This is a genomic window from Saccharospirillum alexandrii (genome assembly GCF_004000275.1).
Taxonomy (GTDB): Bacteria; Pseudomonadota; Gammaproteobacteria; order Pseudomonadales; family Natronospirillaceae; genus Saccharospirillum; species Saccharospirillum alexandrii.
Window position 1 is genome coordinate 710,923 of the sequence record NZ_RCIP01000001.1, and the last position, 26,372, is coordinate 737,294.

Annotated in this window: 26 protein-coding genes; 16 read left to right on the forward strand and 10 right to left on the reverse strand. The window is 57.1% G+C overall.

The window, feature by feature from the left end:
• The first annotated feature begins 165 nt into the window (after positions 1 to 165).
• A complete protein-coding gene (gene nhaR, locus EP166_RS03385) occupies positions 166 to 1,107 on the forward strand; it encodes a transcriptional activator NhaR (RefSeq protein WP_127555380.1) in 942 nt (313 codons plus the stop codon).
• A 98-nt stretch (positions 1,108 to 1,205) separates the two neighbouring features.
• On the opposite strand, the gene EP166_RS03390 is transcribed toward nhaR, so the two are convergent.
• Complete coding sequence (locus tag EP166_RS03390; RefSeq protein ID WP_127555381.1) at positions 1,206 to 1,664, reverse strand: ATPase; 459 nt, start codon at positions 1,662 to 1,664, stop codon at positions 1,206 to 1,208.
• A gap of 200 nt (positions 1,665 to 1,864) precedes the next feature.
• Here EP166_RS03390 and EP166_RS03395 point away from each other — a divergent pair, with 200 nt between their 5' ends.
• Together EP166_RS03395 and EP166_RS03400 are read left to right on the forward strand one after the other, a co-directional pair.
• Positions 1,865 to 2,485 (forward strand): hypothetical protein, encoded by a 621-nt coding sequence (locus EP166_RS03395; RefSeq protein WP_127555382.1) that lies wholly within the window; start codon positions 1,865 to 1,867, stop codon positions 2,483 to 2,485.
• A gap of 35 nt (positions 2,486 to 2,520) precedes the next feature.
• A complete protein-coding gene (locus EP166_RS03400; protein ID WP_127555383.1) occupies positions 2,521 to 3,267 on the forward strand; it encodes an SOS response-associated peptidase family protein in 747 nt (248 codons plus the stop codon).
• A gap of 4 nt (positions 3,268 to 3,271) precedes the next feature.
• On the opposite strand, the gene EP166_RS03405 is transcribed toward EP166_RS03400, so the two are convergent.
• Complete coding sequence (locus tag EP166_RS03405) at positions 3,272 to 3,874, reverse strand: thymidine kinase (RefSeq protein WP_127555384.1); 603 nt, start codon at positions 3,872 to 3,874, stop codon at positions 3,272 to 3,274.
• A gap of 125 nt (positions 3,875 to 3,999) precedes the next feature.
• Here EP166_RS03405 and xthA point away from each other — a divergent pair, with 125 nt between their 5' ends.
• Positions 4,000 to 4,839 (forward strand): exodeoxyribonuclease III, encoded by an 840-nt coding sequence (xthA, locus tag EP166_RS03410; RefSeq protein WP_127555385.1) that lies wholly within the window; start codon positions 4,000 to 4,002, stop codon positions 4,837 to 4,839.
• Between the two features lie 69 nt (positions 4,840 to 4,908).
• On the opposite strand, the gene EP166_RS03415 is transcribed toward xthA, so the two are convergent.
• Positions 4,909 to 7,824 carry an insulinase family protein gene (locus EP166_RS03415; RefSeq protein WP_127555386.1) on the reverse strand — a complete coding sequence of 972 codons (2,916 nt, stop codon included), beginning with the start codon at positions 7,822 to 7,824 and terminating at the stop codon, positions 4,909 to 4,911.
• A 243-nt stretch (positions 7,825 to 8,067) separates the two neighbouring features.
• Between EP166_RS03415 and EP166_RS03420 the strand changes: the two genes are divergently transcribed.
• A complete protein-coding gene (locus tag EP166_RS03420) occupies positions 8,068 to 10,728 on the forward strand; it encodes a helicase-related protein (protein WP_127555387.1) in 2,661 nt (886 codons plus the stop codon).
• A gap of 119 nt (positions 10,729 to 10,847) precedes the next feature.
• Positions 10,848 to 11,639 carry an enoyl-CoA hydratase-related protein gene (locus tag EP166_RS03425; RefSeq protein ID WP_127555388.1) on the forward strand — a complete coding sequence of 264 codons (792 nt, stop codon included), beginning with the start codon at positions 10,848 to 10,850 and terminating at the stop codon, positions 11,637 to 11,639.
• On the opposite strand, the gene EP166_RS03430 is transcribed toward EP166_RS03425, so the two are convergent.
• Positions 11,636 to 12,265 (reverse strand): TetR/AcrR family transcriptional regulator, encoded by a 630-nt coding sequence (locus EP166_RS03430; RefSeq protein WP_127555389.1) that lies wholly within the window; start codon positions 12,263 to 12,265, stop codon positions 11,636 to 11,638. The two genes, EP166_RS03425 and EP166_RS03430, sit on opposite strands and share 4 nt — an antisense overlap.
• Positions 12,266 to 12,620: 355 nt before the next feature.
• On the opposite strand from EP166_RS03430, the gene EP166_RS03435 reads away from it, so the two are divergent.
• The 7 genes from EP166_RS03435 (at position 12,621) to EP166_RS03465 (ending at position 16,170) form a co-directional block, all read left to right on the forward strand.
• The gene (locus tag EP166_RS03435) at positions 12,621 to 13,289 is read left to right on the forward strand and encodes a Bax inhibitor-1/YccA family protein (RefSeq protein ID WP_127555390.1); all 669 of its coding nucleotides are present in this window, start codon (positions 12,621 to 12,623) and stop codon (positions 13,287 to 13,289) included.
• A gap of 69 nt (positions 13,290 to 13,358) precedes the next feature.
• Positions 13,359 to 13,748, forward strand: coding sequence for a sulfurtransferase complex subunit TusD (gene tusD / locus EP166_RS03440; protein ID WP_127555391.1), 390 nt, complete (start codon positions 13,359 to 13,361; stop codon positions 13,746 to 13,748).
• Entirely contained in the window at positions 13,745 to 14,134 is a 390-nt protein-coding gene (locus tag EP166_RS03445; protein WP_127555392.1) for a DsrE family protein, read from the forward strand. Before tusD ends, EP166_RS03445 begins: the two co-directional genes overlap by 4 nt.
• A complete protein-coding gene (locus EP166_RS03450) occupies positions 14,134 to 14,397 on the forward strand; it encodes a hypothetical protein (protein ID WP_127555393.1) in 264 nt (87 codons plus the stop codon). The genes EP166_RS03445 and EP166_RS03450 overlap by 1 nt, the downstream gene beginning before the upstream one ends.
• A 50-nt stretch (positions 14,398 to 14,447) precedes the next feature.
• Positions 14,448 to 14,780, forward strand: coding sequence for a TusE/DsrC/DsvC family sulfur relay protein (locus EP166_RS03455; RefSeq protein ID WP_127555394.1), 333 nt, complete (start codon positions 14,448 to 14,450; stop codon positions 14,778 to 14,780).
• 28 nt (positions 14,781 to 14,808) lie between these two features.
• Entirely contained in the window at positions 14,809 to 15,789 is a 981-nt protein-coding gene (locus tag EP166_RS03460; RefSeq protein ID WP_127555395.1) for a glycosyl transferase family protein, read from the forward strand.
• A gap of 165 nt (positions 15,790 to 15,954) precedes the next feature.
• Positions 15,955 to 16,170, forward strand: a complete 216-nt coding sequence (locus EP166_RS03465; RefSeq protein ID WP_127555396.1) for a hypothetical protein — start codon at positions 15,955 to 15,957, stop codon at positions 16,168 to 16,170.
• A gap of 83 nt (positions 16,171 to 16,253) precedes the next feature.
• Here EP166_RS03465 and cysG read toward each other — a convergent pair whose 3' ends face one another.
• The 6 genes from cysG to EP166_RS03495 all read right to left on the reverse strand — a co-directional run bounded on the left by cysG (position 16,254) and on the right by EP166_RS03495 (position 24,144).
• Positions 16,254 to 17,645, reverse strand: coding sequence for a siroheme synthase CysG (gene cysG, locus EP166_RS03470; protein WP_127555397.1), 1,392 nt, complete (start codon positions 17,643 to 17,645; stop codon positions 16,254 to 16,256).
• A gap of 343 nt (positions 17,646 to 17,988) precedes the next feature.
• Positions 17,989 to 19,278: a serine--tRNA ligase gene (gene serS, locus EP166_RS03475; protein WP_127555398.1), complete on the reverse strand. Its 1,290-nt coding sequence runs from the start codon at positions 19,276 to 19,278 to the stop codon at positions 17,989 to 17,991.
• Between the two features lie 85 nt (positions 19,279 to 19,363).
• Positions 19,364 to 19,756, reverse strand: a complete 393-nt coding sequence (gene crcB / locus EP166_RS03480; protein WP_127555399.1) for a fluoride efflux transporter CrcB — start codon at positions 19,754 to 19,756, stop codon at positions 19,364 to 19,366.
• 36 nt (positions 19,757 to 19,792) lie between these two features.
• Complete coding sequence (locus tag EP166_RS03485) at positions 19,793 to 21,106, reverse strand: replication-associated recombination protein A (protein ID WP_127555400.1); 1,314 nt, start codon at positions 21,104 to 21,106, stop codon at positions 19,793 to 19,795.
• A 5-nt stretch (positions 21,107 to 21,111) separates the two neighbouring features.
• A complete protein-coding gene (gene lolA, locus EP166_RS03490) occupies positions 21,112 to 21,750 on the reverse strand; it encodes an outer membrane lipoprotein periplasmic chaperone LolA (protein WP_127555401.1) in 639 nt (212 codons plus the stop codon).
• Positions 21,751 to 21,801: 51 nt separating this feature from the next.
• Positions 21,802 to 24,144 carry a DNA translocase FtsK gene (locus tag EP166_RS03495; protein WP_127555402.1) on the reverse strand — a complete coding sequence of 781 codons (2,343 nt, stop codon included), beginning with the start codon at positions 24,142 to 24,144 and terminating at the stop codon, positions 21,802 to 21,804.
• Between the two features lie 229 nt (positions 24,145 to 24,373).
• Here EP166_RS03495 and aat point away from each other — a divergent pair, with 229 nt between their 5' ends.
• From aat to infA, 3 genes are all read left to right on the forward strand, one after another.
• A complete protein-coding gene (gene aat / locus EP166_RS03500) occupies positions 24,374 to 25,150 on the forward strand; it encodes a leucyl/phenylalanyl-tRNA--protein transferase (RefSeq protein WP_127555403.1) in 777 nt (258 codons plus the stop codon).
• Positions 25,140 to 25,892: an arginyltransferase gene (locus EP166_RS03505; RefSeq protein WP_127555404.1), complete on the forward strand. Its 753-nt coding sequence runs from the start codon at positions 25,140 to 25,142 to the stop codon at positions 25,890 to 25,892. The genes aat and EP166_RS03505 overlap by 11 nt, the downstream gene beginning before the upstream one ends.
• A gap of 179 nt (positions 25,893 to 26,071) precedes the next feature.
• Complete coding sequence (infA, locus tag EP166_RS03510) at positions 26,072 to 26,290, forward strand: translation initiation factor IF-1 (protein WP_008043370.1); 219 nt, start codon at positions 26,072 to 26,074, stop codon at positions 26,288 to 26,290.
• The last annotated feature ends 82 nt before the right edge of the window (positions 26,291 to 26,372 follow it).

Below are 26,372 nucleotides of genomic sequence, written 5' to 3' on the forward strand. Positions count from 1 at the left end.
GTCCGTCTCCTTCAACAAAGCGGCAGAATAGCCGTGGTAAGCCTGACGCAGTTGCCTTTACTGGCTTACAAGCCAACGATACGACTAAACTGAATACGAACAAGTCGATAATATCTAATTCATACTACGATTTTTCCGAACATTAATAACTGGGAGCCCAGTCAAATGCAGCATCTCAATTACAGCCATTTACTGTATTTTTGGACAGTCGCCCAGGAAGGCAGTGTGACGAGGGCGGCAGAGGTACTGCACTTGACGCCCCAGACCATCAGCGGACAGATCAAGCTGCTTGAGCAAACAGTGGGCAGTGCTCTTTTTGAACGCGCCGGACGAGGTCTTGCACTGACGGCGACGGGTCGGTACATCAAACAATATGCGGACGAGATTTTCCGGCTAGGAACGGAGTTGGCGCATGTTATTCAGTCGTCCGATCACCAGCGCGCCGATACGCTCAATGTCGGCATCCTCGGTTCGATCCCCAAGCTAATCGCCTTTCGGACCTTGGCGGCAGCGATGCATGGCGACCAGGCTCCCGTTGTTCGGTGTATCCAGGGGGATTTGCATACCTTGCTGGGCGATCTGGCTGTGCATCGACTGGATGTGATCATCAGCGACCAAGCGGTGCCTACCGGGCTGAATGTCAAAGCCTTCAGCCACCGGCTGGGAGTATCCGACATCAGCATGGTGGCGAGCCCCGCCCTGGCCCGTCGCTATCAGGACGACTTTCCGAATTCGTTGCAGGATGCACCCTGCTTGCTGCCCACGGTTAACAGCACCGTCCGCCGGCACCTCGACGACTGGTTCGAGCGTCGAAACCTGCACCCGAGGATGATCGCGGAATTTGACGACAGCGCATTGATGAAAGCGGTAGGAGAAGCCGGAACCGCCCTATTCCCGGTTCCGTCTGCCATCTTGCCGGAGGTACGCGAAACCTATGGCGCGGTCCTGGTGGGCCGGATTTCAGACATTCGGGAAACCTACTTTGCGATTACGCCAGAGCGAAAACTGAAGCACCCCGCCGTGATCAACATGACTAATATGGCTCGGGGGCGTTTGTTCGCAAACGGCCCGAGCGAGTTGAGCTCTGGGCGGGATAGGCCTGATTAACCCGACCGGGCGGTCCCACGAATGGGGCACGCCAAGGGGTATGTTGCGCACAATGGGCCATTTACTGACGCGACTCGGCCTCCGAAGCAAACGCTCATTTAAAGTGCGCGGCCGGTATCAAGTTGTTTGGCCAGTCGCATGGCTTCATGCTCTTCCAGTTCGAGAAGCGACATCATCAACTCGCGCGATGTGGCCGTTTCGGCTTTGCCAATCAGGCTGTGGTACAGATTGATCAGTTGGGTGTGATAATCGAAAACCTCACGACAGATGGCTTCATAGTCGAGCTCGGCATACGGCACGGTACAGGTTCTGTGTGACCTGACCTGTCCGTTCGACAGATAATCGTAGACATGGGTATTCAATGCCTTTTGATCCGTTTCCTGCTCAAAACGACCCACCATCTGTTCCAGTGCTTTTTCGTGATCGGCCAGGTATTCGAGCAAGGCCCTGGCCTTATCGTCAGGCTGAGACCGGGCACTGTCTTTCATGCAACGGCTCAGGTGTTGGTGCAACTCACGACTCCAGTCGATCAGATCTTCAAACGTTTTGATGTCCAAAATACACTCCCAATATTGTTTGGCTGGTACTACCCATGTGCTTGTCGATGCAACGATTTCAACCGCCAGTAGTCCATCTATGAAGCTCTGTTACCAGAAAACGACTCCCTCTTGCCTTGACACGCGCTTAGGGGAACCCGGCCCGGACTGCTATACTCGCCAGCCCGCACCGGGATGACCGACCAACCAGGAGTTACTGTTTGAACGACCGCTTGAACAAGTCCATCAATTACCGCGAGCTGATTCTGAACGCTGAGCAAAAGTCTGCTGACAACAATCTGCCCCACAAGGCGTTGTCATACGACGGCGAATCGCTGCAGACGGCCGAGCTGAAACGTTGCATGATGTTGGGCGTTGCGGCCAGAAATGCCCTGACCTTTACCTCAAAAGACCCGTTGCGCAATGCGCCAGAGATATGCCTGGCCGCCAGTAGCGCTCTGACCGAAGCGGGATTTGAACATGAAGTCACCCTGGGCAACCTGGTGCGTCGCGGCAAGCATCTGGTCAGCAATGTGTCGGCCAATGCGATCATCGAAGCCTATCAGTCAGCGGATTCAGTCGCTCGCCCCAATTACTACTGCTGGATTACGCTCAACGATGGCTCTGTCTTCGACTTTGCGCTCCTGTCTGAAGTCAAACCACCGGTTAGAGCCCCCATTCAGAAAGGTCGGGTGCGCCCCCCAAAACCGAAGAAGCCCAATCTGGCCGATACCGTGCTGATGCTCAACCCAACCGAACACGGCACTCTGTACCGCTATGTTCCCGAAGTTGTGGGCTATGATGTGTTGCAGTCGCTGGTTAACCGGACACCGGGACGCTAAAAACCAGACACCCCTGCAACAATTGAGGTGAAACGATGTGCGGCGCCATCAATAACGTCTCCGACTTCCCGCTGCTCGACCCTTTACTGGGGCTGGCCGGTTATTCGGAGGCGGAAATCCGCTCGGTTCTTAACAAACGCGAATGCCGGCCAACCGATGACGTGCTGGCCCTGGTGCCAACAAAGCTGGGGCCACGGCTGATGGCGGCCACCTGGTGGCTGAAACTGGACCCCGACACCCTGCTGCCAGATACGCGCTGGAACACCTTCAACTGCCGCTCGAGCCAGATTCTGAAGTCCCCTCTGCACCAAATGGCGCCCAGAAGTTACCGGGCGGTGGTTATTACCGATGGATTCTATGAGTGGCAGCCACGCTACGCCGGTGGCCGGCTTTATTCCGACTTGTCGGCTGAAGAACAGCAACACTTGCCCAGACCCCAGTCCAAACAACGCCACTGGATCCATAGGCCCGGTGAGCTGATGCTGCTTGGTGCCCTGTGCAAGCACTGGCTGGACGCTGAAGGTAACCCCAAGGTGTCAGTGGGTGTGATCACCCTGCCCCCGCACCCGGCGTTTCTCGATGTTCACGCCAAGTCGTTTCCTCTGGTTCTGCGACCCGAAGAGCTAGAGGACTGGGTGAACCCCCGCCTCAGGCACGAACAGTTTGGATCTTTGTTTGTGCAGACCGAGGTTCGGGTCGACGTCGAAGTTCAGGCTATTAATGACCAGGAATTTGATTTAATTCCCGAAGAGCCACTAATACTGCGGGCTCCACAGGTTTAATTGACTACAGTGTAGATGAAATGGAACCTGACCACGCAGGTTTAACCGCCTCTTTATAGTGTTTTCGGCACATCGATACATAACGGTCGTTGCCGCCAATCTCAACCTGATCCCCCTCGCTGATTGCTTGCCCCTGCTCATCCAGCCTGGCCACCATGATGGCTTTTCGCCCGCAATGGCAAACCGTTTTCAATTCATTCAGTTTATCGGCCAGTGCCAGCAAGCGGGCTGATCCTGGGAACAGGTTGCCCAGAAAGTCGGAACGAATGCCGTAACACAGTACGGGCACTCCGGCTTCATCCACCAGATCGGAGAGCTGGTTAACCTGCTCCGTGGTCAGAAACTGGGCTTCATCGACCAGTATGCAATCGGTATGACCCTCAAATGCGGCGTACCAGGCTTTCAAATCGGTCGTCTCGGTAAAGGTGTCAGCGGCCTTTTCCAGACCAATGCGCGAACTGATGCGCCCTGCCCCATAGCGCTGATCAATTTGCGCCGTCAGCAGGCGCGTAATCATGCCACGCTCCCGGTAGTTGTATTCCGATTGCAGCAAGGAGGTGGATTTTCCAGCATTCATTGCTGAATAGTAAAAATAGAGCTGAGCCATGGGGGCATCCTGATCCGGGGTTTCAATACAACGGTTGAGGGGGAATAATAGCGTGCGATTGATCGCCGTTATAGGTTAAACAGGCGATTTCACGAATTCAGGAACTCATCGGGAACAGGGCAGCCATGCGCATCATATCGTTCAATATCAATGGCATACGTGCCAGACTTCATCAACTGGAAGCACTGCGCGACCGGCAAAAGCCGGATATCCTCTGTCTGCAGGAGATCAAGGTACACGACGATATGTACCCGCACTCGGCGGTTGAAGCGGCTTCCGGTTTTGGGTCGGTGACCCATGGCCAGAAAGGCCACTATGGCGTTGCCACCCTGACCGCAGAACCGCCTCAAACGGTTCAACGGGGGTTTGATGGCGACTCCGAAGACGATCAAAAACGCCTGATCATTACCCATCACCCGCTCAATGACGGTCGGCATCTGACGGTTATTAACGGTTATTTCCCTCAGGGCGAAAACGTCGGCCACGAAACCAAATGGCCCGCCAAACGGAAGTTCTATGCCGATCTGACGCAATGGCTGGAAACCGAAGCCAAGCCCGACGACCTGCTGGTCATCCTGGGCGATTTCAACATCGCACCGGTCGATGAAGACATCGGCATTGGTGAGAAAAACGCCCAGCGTTGGCTGCGCGAAGGCAAATCGGCTTTCCAGCCGGAGGAAAGGGCGTGGTTCGAGAAGCTGCGCACCTGGGGCCTGACCGACAGCTACCGCCACCTGTACCCAGACACCAACGACCGCTTCAGCTGGTTCGATTACCGCTCACGCGGCTTCGAGGACGACCCCAAGCGCGGCCTGCGCATCGACCACATTATGGTCTCCCAGCCGCTGGTACCGCTAATTACCGGCGCTGGCATCGATTACGAGACCCGGGGTCTGGAAAAGCCTTCGGATCATGCCCCGGTCTGGCTGGATCTGGATTTGACCCTGGGCCATCTGGCACTGTGATTGTGTAAACAACGAAAAGCCGCCTTACGGCGGCTCTGTTACCCTACGACTTACGTGTGTCGCCGTCGCCTAACTCAGCGACTCTACCTCAAAGCCCTTTCCGGCCAGCTCATCGGCATGCTTGCGATCGGTAACCACGGCTTTTGAAGCGTTGGCCTCATCAAAGTACGTCTCGGCAACGCGCTTCACATCGGCCGCTGTTACGCCCAGCAAGGCCTCACGATAGGCTTTGCGGAACTCATCGGAGCGTCCGAAAAGTCGGTTCTGAAAGGCTTGCTTGGCTTCACCGGCCGGTGAACCGGGCTTATCCATTGAGCTGATGACACCCAGAATCGAGGATTCGACCTGCTCCTGGTTAACGCCCTGCCCGGTTACCCAATCGAGACTGGCGCGGAAATCGTCCAGCGTGCCTTCAATCCTCGGGTCGCGGTAGGAGTAAAAGCGGAAGGTACCGGTGTTGCTGTCGTGCGACGCCCCACCACCGTAGGCTCCGCCCTGCTCACGGATTGTCCGGTGCAGGAAGTTATCGCGCAGTACGCCACCAAGAACCGTCAAAGGTGCTGAATCTTCATGACCCGGCATCACGGTTCTGTAGGCCGCTGAGCAGAAGTTCACCTGCGTGTTGACGCTCCAGGCGGTGTTTTGTTTGGGCATCAGCCAGTTGGCTGTCTGGGTGGTTGGCTCAAGATTAGATTCCCGGTTTTGCATCCCCTGCTCTCTCAGCACACCGGTAAGCGAGTCCAGTTCGCCGGGTTCGGCAATCAACACCGCATGAGAACGCTGTTGCTGAATTTTCTGGTGCAAGCTGCTAATGCCGGCTAGCCACTCATTCAGGGCTGCCTGGTCATCAGAAAACGCATCGACCCAGCCTTTCACCCGACGAATGGCGGGTAAGCCGCCCATATCGTAGGTCAGTGCACTGGCGCGGGTATGGAAGGCGCTGCTGGTCTGCATGGCCAGCATATGGCCCTGACCGGTCACGCTTTGCTGACGCCGTGCACTCAGTTGTTTGAGCAAATCAAAGACGCGAGCGCTTTCATCGAAACGCGGCGCCGACCAATGCTGAGTCAGTATCTGGGTCAGTTCATCGAGATGGCGCACCAGAGCCCTGCCGGAGAGCACCACATAGCCGGCGACCTCATCGGCGCTTTCCAGCGGGTTACGGAACTGACTGTAAAAACTGACGCTGCCTGTGCGGGCGGCCTGCCATTGCTGCATGGCCAGGTAATCCTTATCGCCGGCACCAATCTCGGTGAGTAAGGCGGTATACACCGGTAGCAGTGCCAGTTCGTCGGCGGTTAAGGCTGGCAGTGGCACAAACCACTGTTCATAGGCAATGCCATTGGTACCGGCGGTATAACGCGTGATGTCATCGCTGGCCACCGGGGCGATGCGTTTTACATCGGGCTTAACGTCGGCCAGCGTTACTTTGGGCAACAGACCGACATCGTCTTCCTGTTCCTGCCGGGCCTTCAACTTGCTGGCCTGCTCGACCAGGCGCTGTTTTTCTTCATCGGTCAGACTCGCCTGAATGCGGGCCAGGCGGGCCGCTTCGTTATCGAGCTGACGCTGGTGAAGTTCTGCATCGGGGCGCAGAGTCAGTCGCACCCGATGGACGTTATCAAGCAACAGCTTGCGAATCAGGCCTGGAATATAAGCCGGGTCCTGGCTGCGTTCGCGCAGAATGGCCAGAGTCGGGTCAATGTCGAGCGACTCCATCACCGAACCGCCATGCGTGGCCGCCCCAATGACCGAGAAGATCAGTTGCAGACCATAGGGCGCGCTGTCGCCGGTGATCTCGCGCTGCGACAGTTCCAGCTGATGCAGCATGGCTTCCACGTCTTCATAGGGCACACCGGTTTGTTCTACCTGCTCAAGCGTTTCGATCACCAGACGTTCAAAATCGGCGGCTTTCTCTGGCTCACTGCCTTCCAGACCACAGAGAAACATCATTTCCCGGTTCGAGTCTTCAAGGCCGCACATCGGCGACGGGTTGCTGCCGATGTCGGTCTGTTCCAGTGCCTTACGCAACGGTGACGAGCTGTTATCGAGCAACACATCGCTCAGCAAGTGGGCTTCCAGCTGCCCCAGCAAATCAGTCGATTCGCCCAGTAACCAGCCCATAACATGGTGTGTCTTGCCGCTAAGATCACCGGGTTCGGCAGCATAGGCATTCTCAACCCGCAAAACCGAGTTGTAGCGACGTTCCAGCGGCACGGAAAGCTTGTGATCCAGGGCTTCAAACCGGTGCAACGCCTGGTCGTGGACCCGCCGTTGAACGTCTACAGCCGGGCGGTTGCCAAAGGTAAAAAAGGTCGCGTTGCTGGGGTGGTAATGCGTTTTATAGAAGGCTTTGAGGTCTTCGTAAGTCAGATCCGGAATCGCCTCCGGGTCGCCGCCACTGTTGAAGTGATAGGTATTGTTGGGAAACAGGTAATGTTTGGCCGCCTGATACAACTGACTGACCGGCGAACTCATGGCGCCCTTCATTTCATTGAACACCACCCCCTTGAACGTCAGCGGTGAAGCCGGGTTGTCGGGCTCAGTGAACTCCAGACGGTGCCCTTCCTGCAGAAAGTCGAGTTCGTTGAGGTTGGAAAAAAAAACCGCATCCAGATAGACGCTGAGCAGGTTTTCATAATCCTGATCGTTCTCACTGGCAAACGGATAAGCCGTCCAGTCACTGCTGGTCATTGCGTTCATAAAGGTATTCAGCGAACGCCGCGTCATCATGAAAAACGGATCACGCACTGGGAACTGTTCGCTGCCACACAAAGCCGTGTGCTCAAGAATGTGAGCGACCCCGGAAGAATCTTTTGGCATGGTGCGCAACGCCACCATAAAGACGTTTTCCGGGTTATCGGAACTGATGTGAAAATGGTCGGCCCCGGTCGCGCGATGCCGGTAATGTTCCAGCGTCACATTCAGTGAGTCGATGGTGCGGGATTCGATGGCGTCGAAAGCGGTGTGCGCATTAAGAGTCATACAGCGAAAATACCTTGATTAATGTACCCCTAATAATGGGGCATAGGGACCAACTGGCAAGCCCCAAATGCATGATTTTGCACTCTTATGACCATCGAACCAGGCTATCGCTCTGGTGAATCCGACAAACAGACGTTGTTTTACTAGACTGATAGTCATCGAATCACGCCAATTCGCGGTTATCTCTTTCAAGACTCGACAGATTCCGTAGAATAGCGGCCCTTTTGGGGATACGAGGACGCCATGTCAGACTTTATACAGGGCCAGCGCTGGCTGGCTGATGGTGAGCCCGAGCTTGGGCTCGGGATGGTTCAAGGTACCGATGCGCGTACCGTCACTCTCTATTTCCCTGCCGTCGATGATGAGCGCTGCTATGCGTTGCGCCAACCTCCCCTGACCCGCATCCGCTTCGAGCGGGGCGAGGAATTCCAGCGTCGCGATCAGCGCAAGGCGGAAGTTAAGGCGGTGCACGATCTCAACGGGCTCCATGTGTACGAAACGCTCGATGGCGAAATGGTACCGGAAACCGAACTGGCCGATACGCTGGACAGAAACAGCCCGCTGACCCGGCTGATGACCGGCCAGACCGATCACCCCAACTGGTTCAATTTTCGTGCAGCCCTCAATGCCGGGCATCAGGCCATCTGGTCGGCGCACTTGAACGGCCTGCTCGGGACTCGTTCCGCTTTACTACCGCATCAGCTGTATGTGGCAAAACAGGCGACTGAACGCACCCGGGTTCGTGCCCTGTTGTCCGATGAAGTGGGGCTGGGTAAAACCATAGAAGCCGGGTTGATCATCAACCGCCTGTTGCAGCAAGGCCGGGCCAGTCGGGTACTGATTGCCGTGCCCGATGCTCTTCAGGCACAGTGGCTGGTTGAGCTGGTGCGCCGTTTCTCCCTGCACTGTGAGTTCTATCAGTCGGAAGACCACGATTTTGGCATGGGTCAGGTGCATCTGATCCCGCACCGGTTATTGAACGACATCGAAGAAATGCCCTGGATTACTGCCCAGGAATGGGATGTCTTGGTAGTTGACGAGGCGCATCATCTGTCGCTCGATGACGCTGAAGGCCTGGATGACACCGAAAGCTGGGTGGCGCTCGCCCGAAAAACTCCCCATTTGCTGTTATTGACGGCCACACCGGAGCAATTGGGCCAGGAAGCGCATTTTCAGCGGCTGCAATTGCTTGATGCCTCTCGCTTTACCCGCTTTGAAGATTACCAGGCCGATGAGTCCCACTTTATTGAACTGTCTTCGGTTGCAACTGCTCTGTACAACGACGACATCGACGACGCCCTGCTCGACCGACTGGCTTCACTGGGTATTGAGTGGCATAACGACAGCCGACGCGCCCTAGCCGATGTACTGGACCGTCATGGACCGGGCCGCGTTGTTTACCGCAACACCCGGCGTGGTGTCTCCGGCTTTTTCCCGCGTGAGGTGCATACCCACCCGGCAGAATCTGAAGCTCAGCGTCAGCAGTGGCTGGTTGACTGGCTGAAAGCCAACCGGACTGAGAAAGTATTGCTGATCACCCAGACCGCAGAGGTTGCCCAGGAACTGTCGCACCATCTCTGGCATGACCACGGCCTGGAATCAACCGCCTTTCATGAAGGGCTGAACCTGATCGAACGTGATCGCGCCGCTGCTCACTTCGCCAACGATGAAGACGGTGCCCAGATTCTGGTGTGCTCTGAAATTGGCGGTGAAGGCCGCAACTTTCAGTTCAGTCACCATCTGGTACTGTGGGACCTGCCTCACCACCCGGACGTACTCGAACAGCGCATCGGCCGGCTGGACCGCATCGGGCAAGACCAGACGATTCACATCCACCTGCCCTTTTTGCCTGACGGCCCCGATGCCGTGCGCCTGCGCTGGTATCACGACGTGCTTGGCTGTATCGAAACGCTGCAGCCGGCCGCCGGTGCCATCCACGAGCGCTTTGCTGACATCTGGTTCGCTAATCCGGATGACAGTGCCCTGACGACGGAAGTCCGGCAATCGCTGGATGACCTGAACCGGGAGCTTGAATCCGGCCGCGACGTCATGCTGGAACTGAATTCCTGCCGGCAACCCGAAGCAGACGAACTCGCCATTCAGGTCGCCGAGCTGGAGCAGAATACGGCGGAAAACGTTGTGGAAATGGCTGCCAACCTGCTCAACCTGCATTTTGAGACGCTGGATGACGGCATTTTCGAGCTGATACCGTCAGACAACATGATGATTCCGGTTATTCCCGGCATTCCGGAAGGCGGTGCGGTCATAACCTTTGACCGTCAACGGGCCATGGCGCGTGAGGATGTGCTCTTTGTCTCATGGGAGCACCCACTGATTGTGGGGCTGTTGGACATCCTGTCCGGCACCCAGCTCGGTCAGGCCAGTGTTGCCCTGCTTGAGACCAAACAGGTACCCGCCGGCCAGGTGTTGCTGGAAGTTCAATGGCAAATTGCCATTCCGCCACGGCTTGCCCACGCGCTCAAACCATACCTGAACCACAACCTGCTGCGCACCCTCACCCTGGAAGGTGGTACCGCCGATCTGTCGTCGGCGCTGACGGAAGCGTCGCTCGCCCCTCAGATCAAAACGTTGCCAGTCAAGATGGTGCGCAAACTGATTCAATCGGCCAAAGAACGTATACCGCCCATTTACGACGTTGGCCTGGGCCACGCCAAGGCACAATTCGATGTTGCGGTAGCGGAAGCCCGACGCGAACACGAGGCCGCCAGTGTCGCCAAGATCGAACGCACGCGTTACCTGGCCAGCGTTAACCCGCTGGTGAATGAACAGGATGTGGTGAAAGCCGAAATGCAGGCAGAGATGCAGCGCCAGGCCTGGGATGATGTCGAATTGCAGCCGGTCGGTGTGCGGATGATTCTGTGCGCCCCGCCGGGTACCGTCTGACCCGCTAGGCCAGCCCTATACACAAAACATACAGAAGCAATGGCCGTCAGTGAGTGGCGGCCATAGACTTTCTGGTTTAGTGTGAAACGACCCTTCGCTAAAAAAGAACAACAAAAGCCATGAAGGAAACCGTACTGATTGAGCGTCTGGAAGATGGGCTTGCCCGGGTGATTATTAACAAGCCCGAGACAGGTAATGCCTACGACGATGAAATGATTTGCACCCTGGTCACCGCGCTGGATGATCTGGCCGACGATGCCTCACTGAAGCTGATTTGGCTCAGTGGCAAGGGTGCGCATTTTTGCAGTGGGCCCGATAGGCAATGGTTGAAACGTCGTGAAGGCGTTGGCCGTGCCGAGCACCAACAGGACGCGGAACAGATGTCGCGACTGCTGGAGACGCTGTACCAGTTCCCGGTGCCGGTTCTGTTGACCGTGCGCGGTGAGGTAAATGCGGTGGCAGTCGGCATTGCCTGCTGTTGCGATATGGTGCTAGCCAGTGAAAAAACCTCATTCTGCATTACGGAATCGCTGTTTGGCCAGGTACCTGCGCTCAGCAGCCCCTACCTGACCAAGGCTCTTGGCGAACGCGCCGCCAAATATTATTCGCTGACTGGGGAAATAATGGACGCCTACACCGCGACCCGCCTGGGGTTGGTGCATCGGCTGATACCCGGCGATGAACTGGAAGCGGTCGCCACCGTGCTGGCGCGTGGTATTCTGTCTCGCAGCCAGAACTCCCTGCAAGTCACCAAGGCAACCTTCAACCTGGTAGCCAATGAGCCCTACGACGAAGCCCTGCTGGAAACCATGATCGAATGCTCAACGGACGTGCGGCTGACCCAGTCGGAGACACTTCGAAAGCGGCGGACCAATGGTCGCGCAACCCCCATCAGTCCAGAAAAGGACTAGCGCTCAAGCGCAGCCGCCAAAAACGGTATCAACTGATTCATCACATCCTCGACGCCAGAATCTTCGCCCGTATCGGCCATCGACATGTCTCGCAGCACTTCAATGCTCGACATGGTGAACACGCAGGCGCCGATGGCGAAATGAATGCGCCAGAATATTTCGCGGGGCGAGAGTTCCGGGTGGGCCGCGCGCAGATACAAGATGAAGCGGCTGTAAGTCTGGTGATAGTGCTCTTTCAGAAAACGACGCAAATGACCCTGAGCCTGGGTATACGCCAAGCCTAACAGGCGCATGAACACCGACAGCTTGCGAGTGCCAACCGTGGAGTGAACACCGGTCAGCATGGTTCGGGCGAGCACATCGAGCACATCGTGGAGGCTGGGTTCCGGGACCGCTGCCGCCATGACGGTCAGCTCTTTATCCAGTTTGCTGCAAAAGGGGCTCAGAAAGCGCGCAAAAACAGCCTGAATCAGGTCTTTCTTCGAGCCGAAATGGTAGTTCACTGCGGCCAGGTTAACCTTGGCACGGGTGGTGATCATTCTTAAGGAGGTTTCGGCAAACCCCTTCTCAGCGAAGAGTTCTTCGGCTGAGTCCAGAATGCGGGTGACGGTATCGGCTTGGCTCATGGTTCGGTCTCGGATATGGCAAAGGCGAGGCTGACGACAACCCCAGTCACTGGTTACTCGTTAACGATTGGCGTTTATGGTTTCGTGCGATTGTTTAAAACGCCCGTTTAAAACAAGAATATACATGACTTATGGCCGGTTTGCAGGCCTTTTTCATCCGGTCGGACAGGTATAGGTCCTCACTCGCAGTTCACGCAGCGCCCGGGGTGTAAAAACACCGATCGAAGCTGACACTCAGGGGCGTATCCTGTACTGTCAACGGCAGGTATAGCTGGCGTGCTGGCAACCGATATCGCTTGAAAAACGGCATCCGGCCTATACTATTGACTCGGGTTCACATTATGGAGGTTTGCCCATGGCTGACTATCAAGGTACCGTCACGTCGCGTTCGGAATCGGCGCTGGCGACCAATAAAGTACTACGAAATACCTATCTGCTGTTGTCGATGACACTGGTGTTCAGTGCCGTTACGGCAATGATCGCCATGGCCGTCGGAATGCCTCAGGGTGGTGCGCTGATCATGATGCTGGCTGCTATCGGCATCGTCTGGTTTGTACTGCCACGCGCGTACAACTCGAGCATGGGCATTGTCTGGACCTTCGCCTTCGCAGGCCTGATGGGTGCCAGCCTGGGCCCCATGCTGACCGCTTACCTGGCGCTGGCCAATGGCCCGTCCATCGTCGCGCAAGCGTTGGGTGGCACGGCACTGGTCACCTTCGGTCTGTCGGCTTATGCCGTAACCACGAAGAAAGACTTCAGCTTCCTGGGCGGCTTTGTCATGGTTGGTATGATTGTCGCGCTGGTCGCGATTCTGGCTAACCTGTTTCTGGCGATTCCTGCACTGAGCCTGGCCATTTCTGCCGGCGTGGTATTGCTGATGTCGCTGCTGATCCTGTTTGACACAAGCCGCATTGTGAACGGTGGTGAAACCAACTACGTTCGCGCGACGGTGTCACTGTACCTCGACATCTACAACCTCTTTGTTCACCTGCTGGTGCTGGTCGGCGCTCTGTCCGACGACTGACCGGGGCGAACCGACTGGAAGACAAAGGCCGCTTACAGCGGCCTTTTTTGTGTGTGATATGATGCGCCCATGAACATTCAACTGAACCTTTATCAGGCACCCTGGCACCATGTGAGCCAACGGGATGCCCTCGCCTTCGCCCGAGCTTGCCTTGCCCGGGGAGACCGGATTGAGCGCGTGTTCTTCTATATGGATGCCGTCTATGTCGGGTTGATGACTCAGTCTCCGGCCTCCGATGAAGTCGACCTGAAACAAGCCTGGCTCGACTTCGCCGCTGAATCCGGCTGCGAGTTATTGCTGTGCATTGCGGCCTCGGCCAACCGTGGGTTACTGAATGACACCGAAGCCCAACGCTATCAAAGCCCTGTATCTACCGTCAGAGAGCCCTTTCAGCTGGCGGGTTTGGGCCAGTGGGCACTGGGCTATGGTGAAGCCGACAATGTAGTGAGTTTTCGATGAATACGACCCTCGATTCAACAATGGAGCCAGGCTCAGACCACTTTGACACCCTGGTGCTGATTACCCGCCCGCCTTACCAGGGCCGGCAGAGTGAGGAAATACTGGAAGCGGTGATGAGCCTTGCGTTGTTCGACCGTGACCATGCGGTGGTTTTTTTTGATCAGGGTCTTGGCTGGCTGGCCGAGGGACAAGCGCCCAGTGAAAGTAAGAGCCTGAACAAGCAACTGAGTGCACTGCCAATGTACGGCAGCGAAGCCCTGTTTTACTGCGCCAATCATCAACACCGGGTGCTGGGACAGGACATTCACCGGGATGACATTCAGGCCTGCTCACTGGCTCAGTTGGCTTACTGGCTGCGGTATGCCCGCTACGTGGAGGTTTTCTGATGGCCCTGCTGACGCTGACGGCCGTACCGGGCGAGGCACAACGGGAACTCTTTGATCTCTGGCTGCAAGCCGGTGACGTGATTTTGTTGCGCGAAGATGCCCGCCCGCTGATGTGGCAGCCTAACCCGACGCCAGCCCGCGGCTGCATCCGCCAGGCCGATACCGATGCGTTGGGTGGCCAGCGCCACCCGGACTGGGCGGTCATCAGCGATCAGGAATGGGCCGATCTGATCGCCGAACATCAACCGCAACTGACCTGGTAATGCCAGCCCCTGACACCCATTCAACACCACAGAAAACCTGAGTGAACGCGATGAATGAACGAACACAGACGGCCAGCCCAGAAACTGACCATCTTGGCTTTCTGCTCGATGCAACGTGCTGGACGCCTGACTGGTGCCTCGACATAGCCAGCCAGCAGGGGCTGTCGCTGACCGACCAGGATATGGCCATTGTTGAATCACTGCGTGAATTCTACTTTGAATACGACCTGTCGCCCGCCATGCGCCCTCTGGTCAAGCATCTGAAAGCCAGGTTTGGCGCCGACGTTGGCAATAGCATCTTCCTGATGCAACGCTTCGGCGAAAGCCCGGCCCGCATGCTGGCCCTGCTGGCCGGTTTGCCCAAGCCCAAAAACTGCCTGTGACCCATTTATTGCCACTGCTGGATAAACCATGACCGATACCCTGAAGTTTGCCGACCTGATCCGCGCCCTGGGCCGGGGCAAGAACGGCAGCCGATCGCTGAGCCGTGAAGAAGCCCACTTTGCCATGCAGGAGATCTGGCATCAGCGCGAAACCCAGGCGCAGCTGGGTGCCCTGCTGATGCTCATGCGCGTCAAGGAAGAAACGTCGGAAGAGCTGGCCGGCATGGCTCAGGCGGTCCGCGATGAACTCGAGCAATGGCCCGGCCATCCCATTCAGATTGACTGGCCAGCCTACGCCGGAAAACGCCGCCAACCCTCCTGGTATGTGTTAGCGGCCAAAGCGCTGGCGCAGGGTGGCTATCCGGTTTTCATGCACGGCGGTGGTGAACATACGGCCGGGCGCCAGTATGCCCGCCAGGTGTGCGACGCGCTGGGCATTCCCGTTGCAGCCTCGTGGCAAGAAGCGGCGAGCCTGAGCCGGGATCACGCTATGGTCTACTGCCCACTGGTTAGCTTTGCACCCACGCTGTCGCACATCATCGATATGAAACGGGAATTGGGGTTACGTTCACCGGTCAACACCCTGGTTCGCAACCTGAACCCGACCGGCGCACGAGTATCGGTGCAAGGCATGTTTCACCCCAGCTACAAAGCCCTGCACCACGACACCGCAGGCTTACTGGGTGATTCCCATAACGTTGTTCTCAAAGGTGACAGTGGCGAATTTGAAGTCAGACCGGATTCGGATACAACCGTGCTGGTTCATTGCCCGCAGCATCCGAAGCAAATAGAGGTACCCAGGCGACTGCCACAGCGGGCGGTGCGCCCGGACGAGCCCTCAATGGCGCTGCTGCAGTCAACCTGGGCGGGCGAGGCTGAGTCGGATTACAGCCTGGCCGCCATCCAGGACACTATGGCCCTGGTACTGATGGTTGCTGATGAAATCTCACTCCAGGAAGCCCGCGAGAAAGCGGAAAGACTCTGGCAGCAACGGTCGGTCACTCTCTAACCATCAAAGTCGCTTTAAGCCTGTTAGCTGAGTGATAAAAGTGGCACGTATTTTGAGATAACCCCTGTATCGGGGGTTATTACCTTAAAAAACCGCCGATATCGCACCAAAAGTGAGCGCAGTACCCAAGACTGTGATTCAAAGCGACGCTCGGAGGCTGTAGTTATGACCGAACCCCTACCCCTGCATTTAAACGCCCAACAACTGAAAGTACTGATGGGTGCCGTCTTCTTCATAGGCATTACACTGGTGTCGGCTGCCATTGCCGTACTGGGCGCGGCCATTCTGGGTTTGCTACCGGTATCGTCTGCCGGCTACGGCCTGGCCCCGCTGATCAGTGGCATCGCTTCGGTCTCTGCTGCAGTCTTCCTGTCGCACTGATCAAATCGGCTCAAGAACCCTGAAATCAGCTGTGGCGACCGCGATGCCTGTCAGTCAAACTGGCGGGCATGACCGATCAGCCATTATGCCTGATTGACGGTCACCGTAGAGCCCACCCAATTCAGACGCTCGTGCAACGACACCACCTCGCCCACAATAATCAGCGTAGGCGCCTGAGGCGGGTCTTCACGCACCAGATCCGGCAAAGTGGTCAGGGTACCGACCCAGAGCCGCTGTTCCGGCGTCGTGCCCTTCTGTACCAGCGCGATCGGCGTGTCAGCCGAGCGACCGTGCTGAATCAGCTTGTTGCAGATCTTCTCCAGCCCCATCAACCCCATGTAAAACACCACGGTCTGCTGGGGGCTTGCCAGCTCACTCCAGGGCAAATTCAGACTGCCATCCTTTAAGTGCCCGGTGACAAAACGCACCGACTGGGCATAGTCTCGGTGAGTCAACGGAATGCCGGTATAGGTTGAGCAGCCTGAAGCCGCGGTAATACCCGGCACCACCTGAAACGGAATGCCATGCTCGGCCAGCAAGTCGATCTCTTCACCACCCCGGCCAAAGATAAAGGGGTCACCGCCTTTCAGTCGCAGAACTTTCTTGCCCTCACGGGCAAGATCCACCAAACGCTGATTGATATCCTGTTGCGGTACCGCGTGCTCGGACCGCTGCTTGCCCACATAAAGTCGTTCAGCATCCCGTCGCACGAGGTCCATAATGGCGTCCGAGACCAGCCGGTCATAGAGCACCACATCGGCCTGCTGCATCAGCCGCAGCGCCTTGAAGGTCAGCAGGTCGGGATCACCGGGCCCTGCCCCAACCAGGTAGACTTCGCCATGCTGCTCATCGCCAGGGGCATCAATCATCGCTTTTAGCTGATGCTCAGCCTGCTCCATCCGACCGGCATAAACATGCTCGGCCACCGTGCCACCCAGCACCTTCTCCCAGAAGTACCGCCGGTCATCGAGGCTGGTAAAGCGTTTCTTGACGGCATTGCGAAACCGCGAAGCCAGTTGCGCCAGATGGCCATAACTCGCGGGAATCGTGCTCTCCAGCTTCGCCCTCACCGAGCGTGCCAGCACCGGTGCCTGGCCACTGGAGGTAATGGCGATGATCAGTGGGTCGCGATCGACCAGAGAAGGGAAAATCACATCGCATAGCTCAGGGGAATCGACCACGTTGACCAACACACCCCGAGCCCGCGACTCAGCGGAGACACGCTGGTTCACTGCCTCGATATCCGTGGCACTGACAACCAGCGCCTTGCCATCGATGTCAGCCGGGTCAAAAACCCGCCATTCACAGTGGCAATTGGGGTTATTGGTAATAACCGGCAGGATCGACGGAGCCACAACCTGAATTCGACACCCGGAGCGCTGCAGCAGGTGAATTTTGCGCGCTGCAATATCCCCACCGCCAACCACCAGAATGGTCTTATCGGATAACTTATGGAACAAAGGAAAATATTGCATGACCACTCCTAAACTGTGAACCCGACATTGAGAGCTGTGCCGAGCCCTTTACGGCGGGCACAGACAACTCATTGCCAGTGAGACCCGCCGTTGGGTCAGTCAAATGTTACCGGGAAGGCATTACTCCGGTTTAAAAGAGTTTCAAAGGTTTTTTGGTGCTGCCAAACCAAGTGCTGGCTACCGGGTTGACCTGTCCGGGGTAGTCCGCAGCAGGGATGCTGCGGTCTAGGCCCCAAGGATGGGTTCACGCCGACCCCGGAGAGGTCAACCCGGTGGCTGGCACGGCTATCTGGCACCCGAGACCAAGCAACCCGCCATTTCGAGGTGGCTAAGTGTCAACCGATCAGATCAATTTAAGACCAGCCATATAGGGTTTCAGTGCCTCTGGCACCCGAATACGCCCTTCCTCTGTCTGGTAGTTCTCCAATACCGCGACTAGAGTCCGGCCGACTGCCAGGCCCGAGCCGTTGAGCGTGTGTACCAGCTCGGTCTTGTTGGTTTCCGGGTTGCGGTAGCGGGCCTGCATGCGGCGGGCCTGGAAATCAGTCATGTTCGAGCATGAGGAGATTTCCCGGTAGGCCTGCTGGGCGGGCAGCCAGACTTCCAAATCGTAGGTTTTAGCGGCGCCGAAGCCCAGGTCGCCACCGCACAACAGCACCTTGCGGTAAGGCAATTCAAGACGTTGCAGAATGCTCTCTGCATGGCCTACGAGCGCCTCCAGCGCGTCCATCGATTCTTCAGGGCGCACGATGTGTACCAGCTCGACTTTCTCGAACTGATGCTGGCGAATCATGCCGCGGATGTCTCGCCCGTAGCTGCCTGCCTCTGAGCGGAAGCAAGAAGTGTGAGACGCAAATTTGAGCGGCAGTTCCGCGTCACTGAGGATCTCATCGCGCACCAAATTGGTCAGTGGCACTTCCGAGGTAGGAATCAGGTAATAATTGCTGGCGTGATCGGTGTTCAGCTTGAAGAGATCTTCTTCGAACTTCGGCAATTGGCCGGTTCCCAGCAAAGACTCCTGGTTTACGATGAAGGGCACCTGAGTTTCCAGATAGCCGTGCTCCTGAACGTGGGTGTCGAGCATGAATTGAGCCAGCGCGCGGTGCAGCCGGGCAATGCCGCCACTCATCACTGAGAAACGACTGCCGGTCAGTTTGGCAGCGCGTTCGAAATCCAGGCCACCTGAGACGGCGCCGAGGTCGACATGGTCTTTTACCTCGAAATCGAACTCAGGCGGCGTGCCCCAGCGCGTCACTTCTTCATTGTCGTCTTCGGTCTTGCCCTCGGGCACGGCCGTGTCCGGCACATTGGGAATACCCAGTAGCAGGTCATCCAGTTGCGTCTGAATCTGCTTCAGTTCTGCCTCTTTGGCACCCAGTTGCTCGGCAATGGTGTCCAGTGTCTTCTGCACCTGAGCTTTGGCATCATCGACCGACATGCCCTGTCCGACCAGCTGGCCAATCTGCTTTGATGCCTTCTTGCGCTCTGCCTGCAGCTGCTCGGTCTCGACCTGAACGGACTTGCGGCTCGACTCCAGGGACTCGAAAGCCGACACATCGAGTTCGTAGTGTTTCACCCGAAGTTGATCAGCAAGCGTGGTGATGTCCTGTCTCAGCCGTTTTATGTCCAGCATGGGCGTTTCTGTCCTGTTAGAGTCGATTGGGAGTTAGTAGATCGCCATTGGGAAACGCATGTTCTGATTCCCGTTCGGCGGGCGCCTAGAATACCAGCTTACCCACCCCAAAGCCCAGCGCTGCGGCGGCCAGGCAGGTTAGGATACTGGCGAAGGTATAACCGAGTGCCATCCAGTACTGCTGCTGTTGCAGCAACACCAGATTCTCAAGAGCAAAACTGGAAAAGGTGGTAAAGGCCCCGAGAATGCCGACCAGCAGCAACCGGTGCCAGAGTGTATCGGTTCCGGTGAAGCGCAGCATCAGCATCACAAAGACCAGCCCCATCACAAAGCTGCCAACCGCATTAACGGTAAAGGTACCTAGCGGGAAATGGCTACCGTGTAGACGGTTAGAGAAGGTAACCACCCAGAATCTGCCCATGGCGCCCAGACTGCCGCCCAAGGCGATGGCCAACCAGTGGCTAAAGGGTATCGACATGCATTCACACTCCCTGCTGATCTCACGGTACCCGCATTATTGCCGATGCTGTTCATCCAGATCACGCAAAAAGGCCAGTTTCTCGGCAATTTTCTTCTCCAGCCCGCGATCCACTGGCTGATAAAAGCGCTGATCAACCAGCGCTTCGGGCAGATAGTGCTCTCCGGCGGCGTAGGCATGGGGTTCGTCGTGGGCGTAGCGGTAATCGTGGCCGTAGCCCAGCTCTTTCATCAGCGCTGTGGGCGCGTTGCGCAAATGCACCGGCACTTCATGGCTCTGATCGGACTGAACCCGGGCCATCACCTCGTTAAACGCTTTGTAGACGGCGTTGCTTTTGGGTGCACACGCCAGATAGACCACGGCCTGAGCCAGACTCAACTCCCCTTCCGGGCTGCCCAGGCGTTCCTGTACCTGCCAGGCATCCATAGCCAGGGTCAGGGCGCGCGGGTCGGCATTGCCGATGTCTTCACTGGCCATACGTACCAGTCGGCGCGCGATATAAAGCGGATCGCAGCCGCCGTCGAGCATGCGGCACAGCCAGTACAGCGCGCCATCCGGCGAAGAGCCGCGAACACTCTTGTGCATGGCCGATATCTGGTCGTAAAACGCATCGCCGCCCTTGTCGAACCGGCGGGTCTGGCCCTGGGTTAACTGCGACAAACGCTCCAGAGTCAAACCGTCTGGTTCATCGGCGTAGAGATCCGCCGATAACTCAAGCAAATTGTAGAAACGGCGGGCATCACCATCGGCCAGGGCAAATAGCCGTTGCTTAACGTCGTCATCAATGGCCAGCTTTGCGACCGCGCTGTCTTGTGCTCGGGCCTGGTCTAGCAAGGCGGCCATATCGTCCAGCGAGACAGGCTTGAGCGGATAGACCCGGGCGCGAGACAGCAGTGCGGCATTGAGTTCAAAGCTGGGGTTTTCGGTGGTTGCCCCCACAAAAATGAAGGTGCCGTCTTCAACGTAAGGCAGAAAGGCATCCTGCTGGGCTTTGTTGAAGCGATGGACCTCATCAACGAACAGCAAGGTACGCCGCCCTTCGGCCTTGGCTTGCAGAGCCCGTTCAGCAGCAGCTTTGATGTCTTTAACGCCAGACTGAACCGCCGACAGTGCCTCGAACCGCGACGACGTTGAATGCGCCAGCAACCGCGCCAGGGTGGTTTTTCCAACGCCGGGCGGGCCCCAGAAAATCATCGAATGCAGTTGATCCTGCTCAATGGCCCGGCGCAGGGGCTGCCCCTGCCCCAGAATATGCGACTGGCCGATGTAGCCAGCCAGGGTTTTGGGTCGCATCCGCTCCGCCAGAGGTGCGAAGGGGTTGGACTCGGTTGCGCTGAACAGGTCGGTCATGAGGGTTACATCTGTTCGAAGACGTCGGTGCCCTCAGGCGGGGTAAACTCAAAGTCCGCAGCATCCAGCGTCAGGTTGGTTTCAACGTTGCTGAAGGTGATACGGGTGTCCTGCCCCAGGTTGTCACTGAGCCGAAGTTCGCTGATGCGGCCGTTTTCAAACAGCAGCGTCATGTCCTCGAAGACAGCGTCTTCATCCAGAGGGTAAAGGCGATAGGCCGTCAGGCTCTCGTTCGCCGCCTCTGTGACATCGTAGGAGGTTCTCAGCGTGGATTCGGGCTGACTGAGGATCATCGCCGGAGATTCCTGCAATTGATTGGTAACCGGCTGGTAGGTCGCCTGCAGCAGGTCCGGGTCATGAACCCAGAGTGTTTCGCCATCGGAAATGACCGACTGTTCATAAGGCGAGGAGACCTCCCAGACAAACTTGAGCGGGCGCGCAATCTTCATAATGCCCCGAGCCTGGTCGCCACGCAGCTCGCCATCGGCGTAGGTTTCCTGACGAAACTCTGCCTGCAGGGTTTCCGTCGACTGCAGCAGATCGATCAGACGCTGTCGGGCGGCGTCATCGGCGTGAACCTGGGGCGTAATGGCTGCCCAACTGAGCAGCACCGCAACGCCGGACCGGGCAAAAAATGTCAACATGAATCGCTCTCCTGAGCCACTAGCTATGTACAGGCGGTTAATATCAACCAGTTACCCCGCTGGCGGGGGTGGTGCCAGCACTTCCCGGCTGCCATTGTGGCCGGCCGAGCTGACAATCCCGGCGGCCTCCATCGTATCAACCAGACGAGCGGCCCGGTTGTAGCCAATGCGTAATTTACGCTGTACTGAAGAAATCGAGGCTTTACGGCTTTGGGTTACAAAGGCCACTGCCTCATCAAACAGCGGGTCGCTTTCGGGGTTGTCCTCGCCATCGTCCAGAGAGGGAACGCCCGGCAGATCAGCTTCGCCGCCGGAGAGAATCTCCTCGATGTAGTCGGGCTGACCGCGCTTCTTCCACTCGGCCACCACGCGGTGAACTTCATCGTCGTCGACAAAGGCACCGTGCACCCGAACCGGCAAACCGGTGCCCGGCGGCAGATACAACATATCGCCGTGGCCCAGCAGCTGCTCGGCGCCGCCCTGGTCCAGAATGGTCCGGGAATCGATCTTGGAAGACACCTGAAACGCTATGCGGGTGGGAATGTTGGCCTTGATCAGACCGGTAATCACGTCCACCGAGGGCCGCTGGGTGGCGAGAATCAGGTGAATACCCGCCGCCCTGGCTTTTTGCGCCAGCCGGGCGATCAGTTCTTCCACCTTCTTACCGACAATCATCATCATGTCGGCGAATTCATCGACCACCACGACAATAAACGGCAGAGTTTCCAGTTCCGGTGTTGGTGCGTGCGGATCAAGCGTGTCAAAGGGCTCATAGAGCGGGTCGAGCAATGGTTCACCGTCGCGCCGGGCATCTTCAACCTTCTTGTTGAACCCGGCGATGTTGCGCACCCCAACCTTCGACATCAATTTGTAGCGACGTTCCATCTCGGCAACACACCAGCGCAGGCCATTGGCCGCGTCTTTCATATCGGTGATCACCGGCGTGAGCAAATGGGGAATGCCCTCATAAACCGACAATTCCAGCATCTTGGGGTCGACCAGAATTAACCTGACCTCCTCCGGTGTGGCCTTGAACAGCAGACTGCACAGCATGGAGTTCACACCGACCGACTTACCGGAGCCGGTGGTACCGGCGACCAGCAAATGCGGCATCTTGCCCAGATCGGCGACAACGGGTGCACCGCCGATGTCATGGCCCAGGGCCAGCGTCAGCGCTGATTTGGCTTTATCATAAGCGCTTGACTGCAGAACATCGCTCAGCCGCACAATGTCGCGTTTTTCATTGGGGATCTCGATACCCACGGTCGTTTTGCCGGGAATGATCTCTACCACCCGAACACTGACCAGCGCCATCGACCGCGCCAGATCTTTTGCCAGGTTTGATATTTTCGAGACCTTGATGCCGGCGGCAGGTTGAATCTCAAACCGGGTAATCACCGGGCCGGGGGCGACCTCGGTCACCTCCGCATCGACATTGAAGTCTTTAAGTTTGATTTCCAGCATACGTGACATGGCTTCCAGCGCTTCCTGGCTGTAGCCATTATTGGTGTCGTGCTCGCCAGAAGTCAGCAGGCTCAGTGCCGGCAACGGGGTATTGGAGTCCCCCCCGGTAAACAGCGGTTGCTGTTGCTCTTTCTGCACGCGTTCGCTGGGCTCTGTGACTTTGGGTTGCAACGGCTTGATCTGAGGCGGCTTGCGCTTCGACTGTTTCTCGATCTGAATGTCGAGATTGGCCTTACGGGTTTCCACCACCTGCCTGACCTGGGCTTTTTCCGCCTTACGGCGGCGGCGCGACTGCAGGCTGTCACGCATTGCGGTGACGCCGGAAAACAGCAATCGGCCTATGCGCTCCATCAACCGCAACCAGGAGACATTCATGGCCAGCGTCAGCGAGATGAACCACAGAACGACCAGCAACAGGGTCGTACCGGTCATGCCCAGAATTGGGAATATCCACTCCGAAAGTTCAATGCCCAGCCAGCCTCCGGCACTTGCGGTTTGATTGCTGGCAATATGCACCGTTGCCAGGGCGCTGCTGACACAGACAAAGAGCGCCCAGCCCAATGTTCGGATGGCGATCAACAGCGGGTTCCAGTGCAGCCCGGCCTTGCGATCGCGAAACGTTGCCCAGGCCCTAAACAGGAAAATGGCCGGCAAGCCATAGGCCAGACCACCGACCAGACTGAACAGCAATGATGACAGGTAGGCCCCAGCCGTGCCCGCCATGTTGCGAACGCCCTCGCCCGCACCGGAATAGGCCCAGCCCGGATCGGACGGATGGTGAGAGGCCAGAGCAATCAGCAGATAGACGCCCACCGCCAAAGACAGCAGTAAACTGCCCTCGTGCAGCAAGCGCTGTTTTACATCCAGAACTCTGTGGTCGTCACGCGCTCGTGAGGGTTCCTTGCGTGCCGAAGCGTTCTTTTGCGTCAAATCGAAGTTACCTGTCTAGTGTGTCGGTCATGGTTGGGCGTAAGGTCCCTGCCCGGCCTATCGATGCAGGCTCGCATTCTAGCCGAAGCACCCCGGGCACAGAAAGCACCCGACAGCCGTTCAGCCCAGCCCGAGGATACGCTGATTCGTCCGGGCGTGGCAGTCCACGCCAAAGAGCACTAAGATACCACAGTATGAAGCCCAACTTATTGATACACCGAGCATTTTTATGCCACAACTAAGCTGGCTGGAAGCTGAACAGAACGCCTGCTTTCCACCGACCACCGAGGCTCTGGCCAATCCGCCAGGCTTGCTGGCGGCGGGCGGCGCGCTGACACCCGAGTGGCTACTGACCGCTTACGAGCGGGGCATATTTCCCTGGTACAGCGACGGCGAGCCCATTCTGTGGTGGTCTCCCGAGCCGCGCATGGTGCTGTTACCGGGCGAAATGCACCTGTCGCGCAGTTTTCGCAAAGCTTACCGCCAGACGCCGCCGACGATCACCGTCAACGGCGCCTTCACCCGGGTAATAGCGGCTTGCCAGGCTCCCAGGGCCCGTCAGCCGGGTACCTGGATCAGCACGTCGATGCGCGACGCCTATACCGAACTGCATCAGTTGGGCTGGGCTCATTCGATCGAGGTGTGGTGTGATGACGATCTGATCGGAGGCCTGTACGGTGTAGGCATCGATGGCGTTTTTTTCGGCGAAAGTATGTTCTCGCGGCGTACCAACGGTTCCAAGCTGGCTTTGCTGGCGCTGCAGGAAGCCGCTCTGCTGCAATCACTACGCCTGATCGATTGCCAGGTCTATAATGACCACCTGGCCAGTCTCGGTGCCCGGGAGGTTGAGCGACGTTGGTTCGAGCAACAATTGCCCCGACAACGTCGCCAACTGTCGTTTCCCGATGCGGTCGCCCTGAACCAGGCGGTCTCAAATCGCATTTACCGGGGCAGTTTGGCTGAACCACTAACTGACATTGTCCGGGATGTTGCCGATGAAACCTGAGTCCGAGCAACAGGAAGACACCATCAAGCTGTACCGAACCGGTGAGCACAATTGCAGCTATCTGGACGGACAGCAGGCACGGACCCTGTTTCTCGATCCGGATCTGCACTTTTCCCTGCCCCTCTATGAACAGATGATGCACCTGGGTTTCCGGCGCAGTGGTCACCACCTCTACCGGCCCGATTGCGAAGCTTGCGGGGCCTGTATGCCATCACGGGTGCGGGTCGCTCAGTTTCACTGGAAGCGTCGTTTCCGGCGTATTCTGACTAAAAATCAGGACCTCAGCGTGCGCCGACTGCCCTGTCAGTACAAAGCCGAGCATTATCGCCTGTACGAGGCTTACATCAGTCACCGGCATTACCAGGGTGACATGTACCCACCTTCGGAAGACAGCTATCGCGAATTTCTGGTCAGCCGGCCCGATCTTGCGTTCATTCTTGAATTCAGACAGAACGATCAGGTCGTGGCGGTCGCCTTTACCGACCGCATGGAAACCGGATTGTCAGCCACTTACACCTTTTTTGACCCCGTTCAAAGTCAGCGCGGGCTGGGGGTGTTCAGCATCCTGACTCAGATACAGCTGTGCGAAACTCTGAACCTGCCCTTCCTGTATCTGGGCTATTGGGTACCGGGATCAGCGCAAATGACCTACAAGGCCGATTACCGGCCGCTGGAAGTGCTGATCAACCGGCACTGGCGGCTGCTCGATGATCACCTGATCGACGCCATTGGTATTGAGTGATTGATTGCCCGACCTTGACGTCCACGGTACCGATTTTCCAGCCAAATACCTGAATTTGCCCAGTTTTTTGATAAATGCCGGAAATTCAGGCAGAATGCCCGCCGGTTCCCATACTTACATGAGGTTGACACCCAGTAGTCAGCCTCAGCGGTCTTAATCAAAGGTGTGTACAAGCATATATGGCAAAAGAAGACGTTATTGAAATGGAAGGCGAGATTCTCGATACCCTTCCCAACACCATGTTCCGGGTCAAACTCGAAAATGGCCATGTCATTACTGCCCATATTTCAGGGAAAATGCGTAAAAACTACATTCGCATCCTGACGGGCGACAAGGTCAAGGTCGAACTGACACCTTACGACCTGACCAAAGGTCGTATCGTTTACCGCGCCCGCTAACGCATGCAGTTTGGGTCACGCGACCTGAAACAACCGCCAGACCCAGTATAAAAGAACACCCTCCGGGTGTTTTTTTGTCTGT